A 15,362-nucleotide genomic window follows, 5' to 3' on the forward strand; every position below is an offset into this window, starting at 1 on the left:
CTTTTTATACTTAAGAGAAAATTAACGTTGTTAATACTATTAGCTGATTTCTTTATTCAAGGTAGCTTGCGAATTCAATAGATTATAAAAGAATGATTCGCTGATAAGAGTATTCTGCCATGCAGTAATTTTAAATCCGTTTAAACTTTACCTTCTTGCCGCAATTGCAACCAATAATTGGCAATATCGAGACGTCGAGCTATCCATACGTCGGGAAATTGTTTCAAATAAGTAATAAACTGCTTAATAGCCATACAACGACCGGGCCGCCCACTGATTCGAGGATGCAAACCAATAGTCATGATTGCAGCTTGCTTTTCCGCATATAAATAATCAAAGGTATTTTTAAGGTGTATAAAAAAATCTTCGCCCTTGGCAAAACCTGGTGAGGTGCTAAAGCGAAAATCATTGCAATCCAGATTATAAGGAATGATCAAATGATTCGCTTCAAAATAGGGTAAATCATCTGCATAACTATCAGAATCATAAAGAAATCCACCTATTTCCCGCAATAACTCACGCGTATTTTCACTTCGTCGACCAGTGTACCAGCCCTGAATTGTTTTTCCTGTTAATTCTCTTATTGTTTTACAACATCGCAAAATATGCCTTTTTTCTTCATTTTTGGAAATCTTTGCATAATCTATCCATCGCCATCCATGCCCAGCAACATCATGATCAGACGTTTTTAAATAATGACTTAACTCCGGATTTAACGTTAAAGCAAGCCCTGTTATAAAAAACGTTAAAGGAACATTTTCTATATTAAATAGTCTAATCACACGCCACAAACCGACCCGACTGCCATATTCAAATAAAGACTCCATGCTTAAATTGCGCATGCCCTCTGGTTTAGAGACCAGAGGAAACTCCCCGCCGTAGATTTCAGAAAATTTGTCATGATTAACAGGCGTAAGCTCAGCTCCCTCTTCATAATTAATAACAAAATTAACAGCAAGCTTCGCCTGGTTTGGCCAGCAAACGACGGGAACATTTTGTCCATAACCTACCATTTGCCGAGTCATGATTTATCCTAATTCAAAAGAAGTAATACCATAGATTTGGTCAATAGGCAGTGGAGGCTCTTCTTTTAAATACATTCGTGCTGTTTCAAATACTTTCCCCAGTTGATAATGCTGGACTAAGGCTTTTGCATGAGGATTATTTTCGGGAATATCCAAATAAAATTCTTTACCTTGAGTATAATTTACTAAGTTTAAGAATAAGTTTTCCGCAATCGTTGGCGTATCAGCAAACAAAGGACCAATTTTGAACCCTGTTTGACAAGCCCTTATTACGCCAAAACCCTTAAGCTCACCCTGACTAACATAACCAAGACTCGCCCCTTCTGGTTGCTCAATCCAGCATTTTAAAAAAATTTCACGCGATGCCGGGAAATGCTTTCGATCGTATTTAAGCAACTGGTCAAAATCCACGTCAGCCAGGGAAATAATATGCTGATTTTTTTTTTCGCGAGTAGACAACAATTTACCGGCATAACGACCGTTATTGTGTGCAATCTTATAGCCTAAGCGAGCATACTTATCCACCATTTGAATTACACCATCAATGCCCGCATTGCGCCCATCAACATAGTCTAAACGTGCTTTTGTTAGAGCCAGGCCATATCCCTGGCCTCGATACGCTTGCTCCACAATATAAAAGCCACAAAAAGCGAATTGATCGTCGTAAATTACTGCAGAACCAACAGCAATAATTTTACCGTCTAGTTTTCCTACAAAAAATCCATGAGGATCAGTTTGATAAAAGCAATCTGCATCATGCAATCCGGGATTCCAGCCCTCTCTCGCTGCCCATTCTATTGCATAGTAAACTTCATCCTTAGTCATACGTGCTACTTCATAGTGACCCATTATATTCTCCCTGAACTTCTGAGACACATTATCTTTATTATAAAACCATTCATAAAAAACAGGTAACGACCTGTCATCAGGTAACCTTCTTACCCTGTCATCCTGAACAGCGTAGAGGATGACGGGTTGGGGATTTACAAAAACAGAGGAAAGTAACCCATTCCTATTTTCCTCTCTATGCGTAAAGAAGCTATGCTTAATATAGACGGACTTTTAAGGTGTATAGGGAGTTAACCATGGCAGATTTACCACAAAAATACATAAGCGCCATTGTTAGTAGCGAATCAGTTTTGGAGGTCATCATTACTAAATTGACTGAAAAAACTGTTGCTCGTCATGCAATTAGTGTCCAGGGCTCACCCGGGGAAATACAAGAAAAATATGGTAGCCCTTATGTAAAACCTGACAAAATTCAAGAAAGTAAACACCCGCCTAAAAAGGAATCCTTTTTACAAGATGATCTAGGTTGGATTGTGGCTTTTTCTTTTTCTATCCCGGTGTTTATTTGTGTGGTGATTGGTGTTTTTTTGATTGGTGACGTGCGTTCCCCTTCTGACAATCTATTTTATGGCATTCTAGGTGCAATTATTGGTGCGATTGCAGGAACTCTTCTTGCCAAATTTGTCAGTAATCGTCAAACAGAACAAAATAGACGTCAGGAAAGAAAAGGTGGGTTTGTGCTTTGGGTTACTGTAACTTCGGATGAGCAAATGAATGAAGTGATTACTATTCTGGAGGCATACCATGCCCGAGAAATTAAAGTTAACCAAAAATAAATTTATCCAACTCTAGAATTGAAACAATAGCGATTAGCACGAATAAAGCTGCAGCACTGAATCGAATGATTTTTATGGGGATTTTTTCCCCTAATTTTTCTCCAAGAAATACGGCAGGGATATCAGCAATTAACATTCCTAATGTTGTTCCAATAATGACCATGATGGGGGCTTTATAGTGTGCCGTTAAGGCCACTGTCGCCAATTGAGTCTTATCTCCCATTTCAGCTAAGAAAAAACTAATGAGAGTAGCAGTAAAAACACCAAGATTCTGGGCTATTTTTGTTTCTTCTTGTTCTAATTTATCGGGAATTAAGATCCAAATTGCCATCGCAATAAACGAGAGACCTAACAACCAACGCAAACTTTGAGGACTTAAAGTTGAAATTAGCCAAACGCCAATAATCCCGGCTAATCCATGATTAATTAATGTCGCAACTAAAATTCCCAAAATAATAGGGAATGGCTCTTTAAATCGAGCTGCCAAAATAAATGCCAATAGCTGCGTTTTATCTCCAAATTCAGCTAATGCGACCAAACCTGCAGAAAAAAATAATGATTCCAACTGCTTCCTTTCCTTCTATAATATTTTTTGGCTACTCAATAGAGGCACCAGGCTATTTTTCTCATCATTTTTACTTTGTGGTGTTAATTCCGAAAGATCTTGCTTTAAGCGGAAAAAACCTTGCTCAATAAGATTAAATGAGTGGTGAATATCTTGGGTTTTATTTTTTACCCTTTTTTCGTTTCCAGTTAGTTTAACGACAACTTTTGCCCGCTCTATCAAGCACTCCTTGAGTGGAGGAAATATTATCATATTTTTTTTAGCTGTTTCGCATTCGCTCTGAAAAGAAGTGTGATGTTCTTCTTTTAATTCAGGTAATTCAGACTGAATTTTTCGTACTCTATCAACCAATTTCACCGTTTCAGTGTTGAAAAACGAAAATAGTTTCGCTAAAAAACTTAACAATCTAGTCCACAAACTATCATGTTGTTGCAGAAATTCTTGGGTACTCTCATCCAAGGCTTTAATTTCTGTAAATTTTTGTTGAGTTATACGTGTTAGTTTCAGCAATTTTTTATATTCAGAGAGGCTTTTAAGCATCGACTCACTGGTCGTAAGAAGATCTGAAACTGTTTCAGAAGAAGCAGTATGGATAAATTTTTCATATTGTTCTTGCTCTGAAACAGACACCTCAGCTGTCAATTTAGGATTATCTTTTGTTGTAAGTAACTCATGCTTTAACTCCTTTAAACATCTTTCAGCCACGACTTTTAGCTCCTGCTTGCATTCACTATCTAAGGTGGCAGGAACAGAGTTTACAACTGATTCCTGCCAGGTTTGAGGAACAGCTAAACGTAATGCTGATGTCGGGAGGATAGTAGCCCAGCTTGTTACATATTGGACCGAGGAAGATAACTTTTGATAATTATCCGGATTTTTTAATTGCTCTATTTTTTTTAATAAGGGCAGGCTGGTACCTTCAATCGTATTGTTTAATAACTCTTGAAAAAGAGCATTATTCTCCGCGATTAATTCTAAAAAATATTTTCTTCCAATAATTCGGCGTTCATTTTCTTCTAAAACAGCAAGCAATGATTCTGTCGATTTAATCTTTGCTTTGATAAGCTCTCTTTTTTTAAGTAATTGCCCTAATTTTTCAACCTGTCTTAAAGCATGCTCAAGCAAAGAAATACTCTCCTCAAGGCAATCATAACTGTATATAGGATGCTGATTAATTAGCTGTAAATAACGTTGATTAAAATATTCTGTCAGATTTTCGGGAGGGGAATCACCAGCCCTTTTATTTCTCTCCATTTCCATTTCTAACAAACTAAGTGTGTCTCTCGTCTCTGTAAGCAAACCCTCAACTTCAGCGTCTAACCATCCTAAATCGATAAAGGGTCTTGCTAAACCTTTACTCCAGGAGTCGAGCCCTTTAAGTGAAATATTGAGTATTTTTAAAAGAATATATAACGAATAGCATAATGGTTGTATTTGCCTATCATTAAGCTTTGCTCTTGCATAATTGCTTAACCACAAGTGGTAACTATCAGTAAGATTATTTATTTTTTTTTGCGTTTCTGTTCGACTACTAAGATATAAATCCTCAAGATTTTGGGCAATTTTCTCCAATACGGCTATTTCATCCATGTTCGCTGTAGTAAGATTTTTCAGGTATTCCTGCAAAATAAATTTACAATATACTAATGCTCCAAAACCTCGCTTCCTGTATCGATCCAAGGCATTATATTTAGGCGATTTTGTATCTATAAACTCTTCGTTAATTTTTTTTAAATCAACCCCATCCTCGAGATAAATAACAAAATCAATTGCCGTAAGCAGTATATCCTCTTCTTTTTTTGCATTGTCTTGACGCCAATGATTAAAGAAATCTTTGATTAACTCAATCTTCCCTGTCACCTTGCCTCTCCCTAATAGCAGTCTACTTGTTTTAACACTACTCTTGACCCGCAGCGCTATTTATTTTTAGTCGCTGCAAAACCATAATAAATCGCTCGCAGAAGTGAGTTTGTATCTGAAAAAGATAAATCTTGTTGTAAGCTCCAAAATGACACGCCACCTAACTTAACAATTTCTTGTGAGTTTACAGTCATTGGGTTATTACCTTCTACGTAGTTAATTTTATCCACAATAGTTCGCGGTCCTTCGCAACTTAAAAAACGACTTATCGTGGTATTCTCTATGGGAATCAGACCATAGAAGGTTACTGCCTGTCCATCTTTACCTAAAAAGGAAGATTGATAAGCAAAAAGCTTATCGCCATAGCGAGTATAAGCCTCGTTATAGCTCATTTGACTACTAATATTAGGATCAAGAACAGGAACATGAAGCCCGGGTGCTTCGGGATTGTCATTTACTACGTCATTGTTGATGAAATAAGAATGACAATAAAAAGGAATACCCAAGATAAGTTTTTGCGCAGGCAGCCCTTGATTATAGTAATGTTTGATCGCTTTGTTACCTGATGTTTTCGGATAAGGATAACTAGCATCTTTCCTACGATTGGTTTCATATAATGCCGATGCATGTTCTGTGCGTGGCCCAAAGGTACCGTAATGATCATAGGCCATAACAGTAGTCCAATTTATATAAGCCTGCCATAACCTTGCATCAGGATAATGATACCAATAAGCTTTCGTTGCAGGCACTGCATTGCTTATGCAGTAGCCATCAGTATGGATACTATCGTGCAAACGCTTGAGCAATGTTGCTACGCCTTTTATTTCTTCTTGACTGGCCAGTAATTCATTTTCCCAATCAATATCGATCCCATCAAGCTGATACTGCTTAAGATTTTTTTTGACAGAGGCAACAAAAATCTTCATCTGGTCTTCATTTTCTAAAAAAGATTTAAAACTTTCACGATCTCCCCACCCCCCTATAGCAATAATGACTGGCAAATCAGGTTTCAGTTGGCGTAGTAAGCGAATATTTTCGACATCTTGCTGGCTTAAATTAAAAAAAGTATTTCCTTGTGCATCTTTACCAAAACGAGCAAAAGCATAATTAACTACGGTAATTTTCGACAATTGCTCTTCAAGTTTGACCAAATCAGTATTTCTAAGATCCCAGTTAGAATCTGCTCCCAAATAAGCAATAATCATTTGTTGATTTTTTCTTTCTGCCGCGCAGTAAGGTTTCCAATTAGCCTTAGCTAAACCAGCGGCGCTAAACAAAGCCGTCATAATAAAAAAATGAAGAATCTTTTTCATCCGATCATCCAAATGGCTTGGGGAGTGAAAGACGTGAATTTCACCCCCACGTATATGTTTTAATTACATGAAGTTTTGTAAGTAGCGACTAAACTATTGGGATTAGAGACTGGCAGGTCTGTATCAGCACTCCACATAATGGCTCCTTTTAGCTGTTGTGTTTTGATAAAAGCGCAAACAGCCTTAACAGTCTCTGGAGATTGATAGCCAATAAACTGTTTTGTTGCCGCATTATAGAGATAAGAGCCTGTAATAAAGGGCTGATTATTTTCATCCACCGCCTGAACGTGGTAAATCTTATAGTTTAACTCTCTGACCACTTTATCAATCGCGCTATAAGGCAGCATACCGTCTTGTTTCGAATAAGAACTGGGGAAATGACTAACTCCTGTCCAAGGTTGTTCAAAGCCTGGATAGTTATTATCACCTCCAGCCTCTACCCCGGAAAAACCTCGTCCATAAGCTGCCAATCCTACCTGTAATTTGTTTTTGGGCATGCCATAACTCAAGACTTGAGCAGTAATGGCATCCGTACCGTAATTAATAGCAAATTCGTCTTTTCGATTGGTCTCTGGCTGCTTTAAATAAGCATGAACAGCCGTGTAAGGATCACTACTCTGACTCCAAGGACCATGCAAATCATAAGTCATTAGATTCACGCTATCAGCAAAATTGGCGATTTGTTGAAACCATCCTCCGTCAACTGATTGATTAATTTTTTCTAAATAATCTTTGTTAACCGTGATGGTTACTGAGATGTAAGCATCCTTACCTAGGGTGCTACGACTTGCTTTAACTAATTCAAAAAGATGCTTATAGTCTGCTATTGTTCGTTCGTCGGGAGGTAATTGTGCACCCGTTTGTAAATCAATGGGGGGTTCAAAATCATAATCCACTCCTTTTAAATTTTTAAAATGATTCATCCATGATTTGAATTGATTTAAAAATTTATCTTGATTAGCAAAAATAGCTTCAAATGTCGAAGTGCTTATCCCTTTATTATCGACTGTATTTGCACCACCAATAGCAATAATTCGCTTGGCTGTATATTTGTCAGAGTGAATAAAAGCACCAAAGCTATTTAGCTGCCCCACTCCTTTTTGATCAGTGTAAACAAATAACTCTTTCTGACCTGTATTGCCATTCGTTTGTATAGCCGCACAAGCGCCTGTATTTCCCTGGCAAAAGGTTAAAAAATCTTTAGTCTCCGGCGGTAACGTCGATATCCAGGAGCCCTCTAATGGCAACTCGCCCCATAAATCATCAAAATGCATTAGACCATCCCAGACGCCAGGTATTTGATATTGTGCCTGATTCGGATCATGACTATTCCACACCTGCAAAAAGGACCAGGCAACGATATCAGCCTTGTTAAATTGAGCAACCATCGCCGGATTAGATACGTAGGTTAATTGACCATAAGGCCGACCGTTTTTATACGCACCGTCATATTCGTAGGGGTTTTCCCCATACATTGACCAGCTTGTAGTATAAAGAGTCAGTGAAGCATGCCCCGAAAATGGCAACATGGCCGCGAAAATGACAGATAAGGAGATTTTAACAATTTTCATTATGCTCTCTGTTAAAGAAAATGTGTGTAAATTTTAATTTCTTAGAAAGCAATTTAACCACTGTCATTTCTGACAGGGGATCATAGAGTAAGCAATTGACACTGTAGCGCTTTGGCTAAAGATTGATATTTATTTTTGGTTCCCAATTTTTTATTTATTTTTTGTATATGAAAATTAATTGTTCTTTCACTCACCTCAAGTGTCTGCGACATTTGTTTAACAGAATAATCTTTGGCTATTAATAATAAACATTGGATTTCTCGTTGCGTTAAACAAAAAGAATCCTTCTCCGGTATCTCATTTAAAAGATGAGTTTGAATGTAATGATAATAATGATGCGCTGCAACAAAAAACTCATACTGGGATTTAGATTCTTGCAACTGACATCGCTCGTGTTGCATCTGTACCAATAATAAAATTGCAAAATTATTCTTAGGTCCGTGAATAGGAATTGAGAGACCCGCTTCAGCTCCAAATGCAATCGAATCTTGTCTCATTTTGCGTTCAGCCTCATTCTCAGCTTGAATTAATTGCTGTTGCAAATTCCAATAAATAGGTAAATGGTTGTTATAGACAAAGCTTAAAGTGCTATCGATATTATTATATTGTTCCTCGAGATAATGTTGATGCCAAGCTTTAAAATTAGTAGAACACATATCATATTTTAATTTATTGGCAGAATTTGGATGGTAAGCATAATAGGTAAAAGAAAACGTGGAAATCCCCCGTTTTATTAAATAATCACTTAGTGCCGTATCACAATCACGTAGCATACCCGCTCGTGCAAGTTGACTCTCAAGTTGCTCCAGTAATTCAAACATCATTATTCATCATCCTGTACGTCATGATTAATAAGAGAACATTAATAGTTAGTAGATAGATAAAAAAAGAGGAGTAACCAAGTTGCTGTTCTAAAATCCCACTCAAAGCTCCCCAAAAAACATAACTTAACGCCATTGCTGAGGTACAAAGAGTATACATCGTCATAGAGTAAATGCTCTTATTAGCAATAAATAGCAAATATCCCATATAGGCACCATTAGCTAAGCCTAATGCAAATTGATAGATAGCAATAACCATATAAATTAAGAATGGATGGACGCCATTTGCCATGATTAACAAAAACAATAGAGGACTCAGAAACAATAGGCTACTAAAATTTTTTATGCAGAATGACAGTGGGAAACGCGTAATTAAAAAACCTGAAACAAAAACCCCAAACATAAATGCCAAGCTGCCAAAAATACCATAAATTTCACCAACCTCAGATAAATTTAAATTTAATCCGCCTTTATCAAGCAAAAATAAAGGAATTATTTTTTGCAACTGGGCATCGGCAAAGTTATACAAAAAAATATACAACAATGGGATGTATAATGCCTTATTGGAAATTAGCTCATTAAAGATCAGGTGATACTTTTTTTTCTTTTCTGTCGGGCTGTAAACCTCTTTTTCTGGAAGTTTAAAAAAATGATAACCAGTGAGTATGAATCCCAGAATAAACAAGCTATAAAAAAAAGCTTGCCAGACATTAAGCATATAATGCCAGGCAAATTGTCCTATTATTGCTAATAAAATTCCTTTCACAACCAGGCGGCCCATTTGATAAAAAAAACTGCGAATTGCTATGTAACGTCTTTGCTCTTCTTCTTTTAAATTAAGCAAATAAACGCCGTCAGAAACAATATCGTGAACAGAAGAAACAAACGCCACCCCTATAAAAATACAGGCGCTAACAATTAAAAAATTAGCGTTACCTGCACTAAATGCCAATCCTAAAAACAGAAGTGACAAGAAGCATTGCATTAATAGCGTCAACCTTTTTTTGGTTGCCAGAGTTTCTAAAAATGGCGCGAATAATGGTTTAATAGCCCAAGGAAGCATCAATAGACTTGACAATAAAGTTACCGTTGCATTCTGTAAACCTGCTTGTTGATAAATAATGGTGGCAATTAAATTGACAACAACAAAAGGTATACTTTGAAAAAAATAGAGGCTGCATACCCACTGTAGTGGTTTGGCTAATGCACTAGAAGACACGCATATCATTCCAATATGACAATATTCGCCATATTGTATATTATTTAATCATTCAGTCCAAGTATGAATTGCAATTTAGCGAAGAATATGATGCGCTTAACACTCATGGCTGGAATTAGTTTTAAAAAGGTTTACGAAGAGTTAATATTTATGCTTATATAAAAGGATTTTCAGATGCTCATTCTATACTCTTACCCTCAACTTTTTGGTGTTCCAGACAATAATCCCTATGGCTTAAAAGTCGATACTTTTTTAAGACTCGCTAAAATTAATTATCGTCTTGAACCTATCGTAGATACTAAAAACGCTCCACGAGGTCAACTGCCTTATATTGAAGATGATGGTCAAATCGTTACCGACAGCAATAATATTATTCACTTTCTTTCGGATAAATATCATATTGGTCTAGATGATGACTTAACCGAAATACAAAAAAATCTTCATTTCCTTGTTACCAGAATGCTTGATAATCATTTGTATTGGGTAATGTCTTATTCTCGTTGGCAAGATGAACGCTTTTGGCCTTTATTTAAAGCAGAGTTTTTGCAACAACTTCCCGAACTCACTGAAAGCTCACTGGAAAAGGGTAGGAAATACAATCTGCAACGCTATTACTATCAAGGTATCAGTCGTTACTCAGAAGACGAAATCTATCAATCAGGTACTCAAGATTTAGCAATCATTAATTCTCTGCTTGCAGACAAGAAATTTTTCTTTGGGAATGAAGTGCATGTTATTGATGCTTGCTGCTATGGATTTTTAGCGAATATTATTTATTTCGATATTCAAACGCCACTAAAGGATTTTATTATCAATAAGACCCTGCTGACACAGTATACTCATAGAATACGGCAACTATTAGACTATTAATATTTATACAAAGAACTTTTAGACTGAATATTCCATAGAGTTTAGGGTGGTAGCTAACTCTTTATTTCTTTGGGTAAATAAAGTAGCCCCTCCCGTAGTTTCATAACCTGAAGGGGGTTTGGGGAATATCTCATCAAATCGTTGACCTGAAAAATCCATCCCTCTGACATTCGTCAATAAACTTCTAAATATATTGAGACTTATTAAATCATCCTCTGTTTTTTTTGTGGGCAATAATGAATTAAATTTTTCTAGTAATGCAAGAACAATGTCTGCTTCTGAAGCATTCTGCAGCATTAGCTTATTACAATTAAATTTGCCATTACCCAGATAAGTGCATTCAACACTCTTCCATTCCAACTCAGGACAGTCGATATGACCATGTATGATTACTTTTTCACCCAACGTCAGATTCTGCTCTTCTTTATCAAGTCCCATCGTTTTATCATCAATATTTTCTGCGCTAATTTTTAGAGGATAGGCGCAAAAATCTTCATTATAAATTTCTAAAAAATGGCGCTTTATTTCGATTTCTGTCATAGCACTTGGTGTACCAAAACCACGGTATGTATTATTTCCCATGAACATAGAATGCAATCCGCTACCATTCTTAGAGGAATCATACAAAGTGGCCGTATGATATTCAGGAAAGTTTGCAAGATACAACCAATCTCCAGGAATTAACGCCTCTTTTCTTGCATGATCTATATAAGGAATAATTTCCTGCAAATTATCCTTATCCTGTTCAGCCAGATTAAATCCATCGGCAATAATCAATGGTTTTTTTGTAAAAAGAAGATTAAACCTTCTAGAACCGATAGTGTCTAATAATGCTTTATATTGAATACAAAGCATAAAACTATGGCATTCGAGAACAACAAGCCTGGTATCATCAAAAATAGATCGAATCGCCTCAGAGGGTTTGACTCCTGTCTTTAATCTAAAAAATCCTCTGCTTTTATTTGGCATCACCCAATAATCACTGTCTAATTGCAAATAATTTTTTTCTTGCGTCGGATATTGATAGCCGCCCTCAGCCAAATGCAATTTATCATTATCCATTAATTTCACAGCATTGAATCTAAATGCTATTTCTTCTTTAAGTCGTTCAATTGATTTGAATTGACGAGAACTCTGACAAAGCTTGATAATTATTTCTTGTTTAAGAGGGTCAGCTTCTTTCATTTTTAAAACCATATCTCGGATTTCTAGCTGTGCAACAAAGGCTTCATCACTTCCCCATAAATTAGCCAATTTCATTGTATACATTTGCATTAAGAAACTTGTACTGAAATCTTTTTCATATTGCTTTAAGATTTTAAAGCGCTTCATTTCCTCGTGAAGTTCTGCAACATCCTTAAAAACAACAACTCGCTGGCTAGTTGCAAGCATATTAAATCGTTCTTCATTGTCTCGTTTTAGCCCTGATAATGTATCTAACAACTCATTTGGGATAGATAAGTTAGATTCAAATTCTTTGTTGATGTAAATTTTTTTATGATGATTGTGAGTCAAAATTAAAATCATTGAATTCTTTGGTCAGGACATTGCTTACTTAATATTAACAGCAAATAATTAACTAAAAATTAAGCCAAACAATCAGACACATCAAGGAGGGGTTTAGGATAGATAGTATTCTTGTCACAGTTCGATATTACAAAGATGGACACCTCTTGAGATGCTTTAGGCTTCTTAATTAAATTAAGCTTGCTCACCACACCTACAGTCTGGCCTCCTATACAAATCCTGTTAGCCGGACAAGAAATACTACCTATGTTTAAAAATAAGCTAACAACGTCTTAAAGGCAACTTCATAATTGTTAATTATTTGCAAATTTATATTTACTCTGATTATTAGGAAAAAATTTTATATTGGCGTTGTTAAAACCCAACTACCAGCTAAACTATAAAAAGAGAATAATTTACAAAAATCAAACTCTGACGATGCATTAGAATTAAAATTAAATCAAATCCATTGAGTCTAAAATGAAGCGAATAATTTCTATTAGCTTAAAAATTTTTCTCCTGCTCGTCATTCTTCTAATAGGAATTCTTGGGTATTTATATTACCGATACCAATCTCAATTTACTTATGACATTGCTAATCTTGAAAATCGCTCTGGAGTCCATTTGGTCAATAAAGAGCCTGCAATGAAAGCTTATTTTGCTACCAATCGGATTTTTGATTTAAAGGCCAATCCTTTTTACACTAATAAAATGTCAGAACAATTAACCTATGGTGTTACTTATGTTCCCATTCCTAAAGCCTATCGACTTGGTGGTGTTTTTGACACGACACGTATCCTTGATCTACAACAATTTGACAGAGAAAAATTTTATAAGGTATTAAAGAAATCCGTTGATGATAGTAAAACCAAACTTTTGGTAATCTGGGTTCATGGTTATGCCAATAGCTTTACCGGCTCTGCCTCCGTTTTAGCAAGAGGTGCTTATGATCTTAATACTGAGGCAACTTATTTATTTTTTTCCTGGCCCAGCCAGTATAAACTTTTTTCCTATTCAATCGATGAGGAAACAGAAAAGAAAACTGCTCCCTACTTTGCTCAATTTTTAAAAGAATTACGCCACGAAATTCCCGAAGCAAAATTAATTATCATTGGTCATAGCTTAGGCACACGCTTGATTTGCGATAGTTTTGATATTTTATATCACTTCGGTGGGTGGGCTGATTCCGAGAGTGAAATACAAGATGTGATTATGATAGCTCCCGATGTCGATGAAGGAGACTTTGATAACGAATTCAAGAAACAAATTTTAGCGATGGTAAATCGACTAACTGTCTATGTTGCATCCGATGATCAAGCACTGTTAATCTCACATTTAGAATATGGTGATAACCCGCTGGGATTACCAAAGGAATTTAAATCCGACAGCCACCTCGATGAAACACAAGCATTATTAGCAATTATGCCTCATGAAAATCCGCGTTTTGATATCATTGATGCGACTTATATTGTTAAACCTGAGTTCTTAAAACACCGTTATTATCGATCCCGGGCGATTATCTCCGATATATATTGGTTGCTTCATAACTCACCGAGCCACAAAAGACAACTATATCGCAGTAAACTTCATCCAAGCGGACATTATTGGATCTTACCGCCTTAATCTCATCTATTGCATGACAGTGTCTAGTTTAGCCAATACTGCATCGACTTGAATCAGTTTCATCGCTTCTTCGCCATGCACCTTAGTACCCCAAGCATTTTTTTTAGCCTTTTTTTGCAAAATGGTTTCGACTGCCTGTGGATAACAATCAATAACCAAATGCCTGAAAGTGTAGGGACCTGTAATTTGTGAATTGGTTACGGCGTGCAAAGCAACCACCGGAGTACCCACTGCAGCGGCCATGTGCGAAGGCCCTGTATCAGGACATAACATTGCCTTTGCCTGGCTAATTACCGCGAGTAATTGTTTTGGTTTGGTTTTACCAACTAAATCAATACAATCCACCTGACTTATTATTGCATCTGCCAATTTTCTATCAAAAGCACCGGGGCCACCAGTTAAAACAACCTGAGCATGCCAACGTTGTTGCGCTTCTCTGATAACAGCGACATAGCGTTCGACCGGCCAACTCCTTTCTGGTTTACTCGCCGCAGGATTCACCAATAATACCGGACCTTCAGCAGGCAAATGCATTCGCGCCCACTCATAATCTGCTTGCATAATGGGCAAATCCCAACGCAAATCTTCTTTCAATAAACCCAAGACCTTGGCAAATTGTAAAAACCCCTCCAGGTTGTGCTCTTTTGCAGCGCGAATCGTTTCATTGATAACCCATTTATGCCCATCTTTGGCCCGATGTGCATCAAAACCAATTTTGCGCGAAGCACGAATCAAAGGGTAAAGTAAATTAGCGCGAAAACTTGCTTGAGTGGCCAACAGGACATCAAAAAAGCGACCCTTCAGTTGCTTTTTAAAACGCCAATAGTCAGCAATGCTATTAGGTTTATTGATTACTATAAACTCGACGCCATCCATCCCTTCAACCAAATCATAGGCAGGACGTGAAATTACCCAAGTAATAGAAGCATCCGGGATATTAGCTTGTAAAGTGCGAATTAATGGAACTAACATTAATACATCACCTAATGCCGACAGACGTACAATACAGATTGAGTTAATCATCTTTGTATCTATTCACCAAATTTTGAATGCTTTAGGGGAAAAATCAGATTTTAGCGCTCTTTTGGTTCAAGAAGCGCCAAAATATGACTTTTCGATGAACGTGCTGAATAGTTACTCATCTTTTAAAACAAAGCGAGAACCACAATAGGGACAAACTTCTGAGCCAGTTTTTTCAATTGGCAAGTAAACTTTCGGATGAGCATTCCATAATTCCATCTCGTCTGTTGGACAGCTCAAAGGTAAATCACTGGAGTGAACAATGTAATTTTTTTGCGTGCTCGCCGGTATCTTCTTTGTTTCAGACATTACTATTCCTCTAGAAATCTCAAGAAATTGTGAAC

14 protein-coding genes are annotated in these 15,362 nt (G+C 36.7%); 3 read left to right on the plus strand and 11 right to left on the minus strand.

The features are described 5' to 3' along the window. Window positions 1-140: 140 nt before the first annotated feature. Both PXX05_RS11035 and PXX05_RS11040 read right to left on the minus strand, forming a co-directional pair. Window positions 141-1,025: a polysaccharide deacetylase family protein gene (locus PXX05_RS11035; RefSeq protein WP_275088269.1), complete on the minus strand. Its 885-nt coding sequence runs from the start codon at window positions 1,023-1,025 to the stop codon at window positions 141-143. A gap of 3 nt (window positions 1,026-1,028) precedes the next feature. Then, the gene (locus tag PXX05_RS11040) at window positions 1,029-1,877 is read right to left on the minus strand and encodes a GNAT family N-acetyltransferase (protein WP_420844649.1); all 849 of its coding nucleotides are present in this window, start codon (window positions 1,875-1,877) and stop codon (window positions 1,029-1,031) included. A 233-nt stretch (window positions 1,878-2,110) separates the two neighbouring features. Here PXX05_RS11040 and PXX05_RS11045 point away from each other — a divergent pair, with 233 nt between their 5' ends. Beyond that, window positions 2,111-2,650 carry a hypothetical protein gene (locus PXX05_RS11045; protein WP_275088271.1) on the plus strand — a complete coding sequence of 180 codons (540 nt, stop codon included), beginning with the start codon at window positions 2,111-2,113 and terminating at the stop codon, window positions 2,648-2,650. On the opposite strand, the gene PXX05_RS11050 is transcribed toward PXX05_RS11045, so the two are convergent. The 6 genes from PXX05_RS11050 to PXX05_RS11075 form a co-directional block, all read right to left on the minus strand. Continuing rightward, complete coding sequence (locus PXX05_RS11050) at window positions 2,637-3,215, minus strand: TMEM165/GDT1 family protein (RefSeq protein ID WP_275088272.1); 579 nt, start codon at window positions 3,213-3,215, stop codon at window positions 2,637-2,639. The two genes, PXX05_RS11045 and PXX05_RS11050, sit on opposite strands and share 14 nt — an antisense overlap. Before the next feature lie 15 nt (window positions 3,216-3,230). Then, window positions 3,231-5,075 (minus strand): hypothetical protein, encoded by a 1,845-nt coding sequence (locus tag PXX05_RS11055; RefSeq protein WP_275088273.1) that lies wholly within the window; start codon window positions 5,073-5,075, stop codon window positions 3,231-3,233. Window positions 5,076-5,131: 56 nt separating this feature from the next. Further along, window positions 5,132-6,388, minus strand: coding sequence for a glycosyl hydrolase family 18 protein (locus PXX05_RS11060; RefSeq protein WP_275088274.1), 1,257 nt, complete (start codon window positions 6,386-6,388; stop codon window positions 5,132-5,134). 59 nt (window positions 6,389-6,447) lie between these two features. After that, window positions 6,448-7,959 (minus strand): glycosyl hydrolase family 18 protein, encoded by a 1,512-nt coding sequence (locus PXX05_RS11065; protein ID WP_275088275.1) that lies wholly within the window; start codon window positions 7,957-7,959, stop codon window positions 6,448-6,450. 80 nt (window positions 7,960-8,039) lie between these two features. After that, window positions 8,040-8,783, minus strand: coding sequence for a helix-turn-helix transcriptional regulator (locus PXX05_RS11070; protein WP_275088276.1), 744 nt, complete (start codon window positions 8,781-8,783; stop codon window positions 8,040-8,042). Then, window positions 8,773-9,999: an MFS transporter gene (locus PXX05_RS11075; RefSeq protein ID WP_275088277.1), complete on the minus strand. Its 1,227-nt coding sequence runs from the start codon at window positions 9,997-9,999 to the stop codon at window positions 8,773-8,775. Before PXX05_RS11075 ends, PXX05_RS11070 begins: the two co-directional genes overlap by 11 nt. Before the next feature lie 174 nt (window positions 10,000-10,173). Here PXX05_RS11075 and PXX05_RS11080 point away from each other — a divergent pair, with 174 nt between their 5' ends. After that, the gene (locus PXX05_RS11080) at window positions 10,174-10,869 is read left to right on the plus strand and encodes a glutathione S-transferase family protein (protein WP_275088278.1); all 696 of its coding nucleotides are present in this window, start codon (window positions 10,174-10,176) and stop codon (window positions 10,867-10,869) included. 18 nt (window positions 10,870-10,887) lie between these two features. Here PXX05_RS11080 and PXX05_RS11085 read toward each other — a convergent pair whose 3' ends face one another. Beyond that, the gene (locus PXX05_RS11085) at window positions 10,888-12,396 is read right to left on the minus strand and encodes a transglutaminase (RefSeq protein ID WP_275088279.1); all 1,509 of its coding nucleotides are present in this window, start codon (window positions 12,394-12,396) and stop codon (window positions 10,888-10,890) included. A 459-nt stretch (window positions 12,397-12,855) separates the two neighbouring features. Between PXX05_RS11085 and PXX05_RS11090 the strand changes: the two genes are divergently transcribed. Beyond that, window positions 12,856-13,998 carry an alpha/beta hydrolase gene (locus tag PXX05_RS11090; RefSeq protein WP_275088280.1) on the plus strand — a complete coding sequence of 381 codons (1,143 nt, stop codon included), beginning with the start codon at window positions 12,856-12,858 and terminating at the stop codon, window positions 13,996-13,998. 6 nt (window positions 13,999-14,004) lie between these two features. Here the strand turns inward: PXX05_RS11090 and PXX05_RS11095 are convergent, their stop codons facing one another. Together PXX05_RS11095 and PXX05_RS11100 are read right to left on the minus strand one after the other, a co-directional pair. After that, a complete protein-coding gene (locus tag PXX05_RS11095) occupies window positions 14,005-15,021 on the minus strand; it encodes a glycosyltransferase family 9 protein (protein WP_275088281.1) in 1,017 nt (338 codons plus the stop codon). 111 nt (window positions 15,022-15,132) lie between these two features. Continuing rightward, window positions 15,133-15,327, minus strand: coding sequence for a zinc-finger domain-containing protein (locus PXX05_RS11100; protein ID WP_275088282.1), 195 nt, complete (start codon window positions 15,325-15,327; stop codon window positions 15,133-15,135). Window positions 15,328-15,362 lie beyond the last annotated feature (35 nt).

Origin of the sequence: Legionella cardiaca (assembly GCF_029026145.1) — a bacterium.
Taxonomy (GTDB): Bacteria; Pseudomonadota; Gammaproteobacteria; order Legionellales; family Legionellaceae; genus Tatlockia; species Tatlockia cardiaca.

Bases quoted from the DNA above. Each gene is read 5' to 3' on its own strand.
- PXX05_RS11060 (WP_275088274.1), bottom strand. From the start codon at position 6,388: ATGAAAAAGATTCTTCATTTTTTTATTATGACGGCTTTGTTTAGCGCC.
- PXX05_RS11090 (WP_275088280.1), top strand. From the start codon at position 12,856: ATGAAGCGAATAATTTCTATTAGCTTAAAAATTTTTCTCCTGCTCGTC.
- PXX05_RS11100 (WP_275088282.1), bottom strand. From the start codon at position 15,327: ATGTCTGAAACAAAGAAGATACCGGCGAGCACGCAAAAAAATTACATT.
- PXX05_RS11085 (WP_275088279.1), bottom strand. From the start codon at position 12,396: ATGATTTTAATTTTGACTCACAATCATCATAAAAAAATTTACATCAAC.
- PXX05_RS11080 (WP_275088278.1), top strand. From the start codon at position 10,174: ATGCTCATTCTATACTCTTACCCTCAACTTTTTGGTGTTCCAGACAAT.
- PXX05_RS11035 (WP_275088269.1), bottom strand. From the start codon at position 1,025: ATGACTCGGCAAATGGTAGGTTATGGACAAAATGTTCCCGTCGTTTGC.
- PXX05_RS11095 (WP_275088281.1), bottom strand. From the start codon at position 15,021: ATGATTAACTCAATCTGTATTGTACGTCTGTCGGCATTAGGTGATGTA.
- PXX05_RS11070 (WP_275088276.1), bottom strand. From the start codon at position 8,783: ATGATGTTTGAATTACTGGAGCAACTTGAGAGTCAACTTGCACGAGCG.
- PXX05_RS11045 (WP_275088271.1), top strand. From the start codon at position 2,111: ATGGCAGATTTACCACAAAAATACATAAGCGCCATTGTTAGTAGCGAA.
- PXX05_RS11065 (WP_275088275.1), bottom strand. From the start codon at position 7,959: ATGAAAATTGTTAAAATCTCCTTATCTGTCATTTTCGCGGCCATGTTG.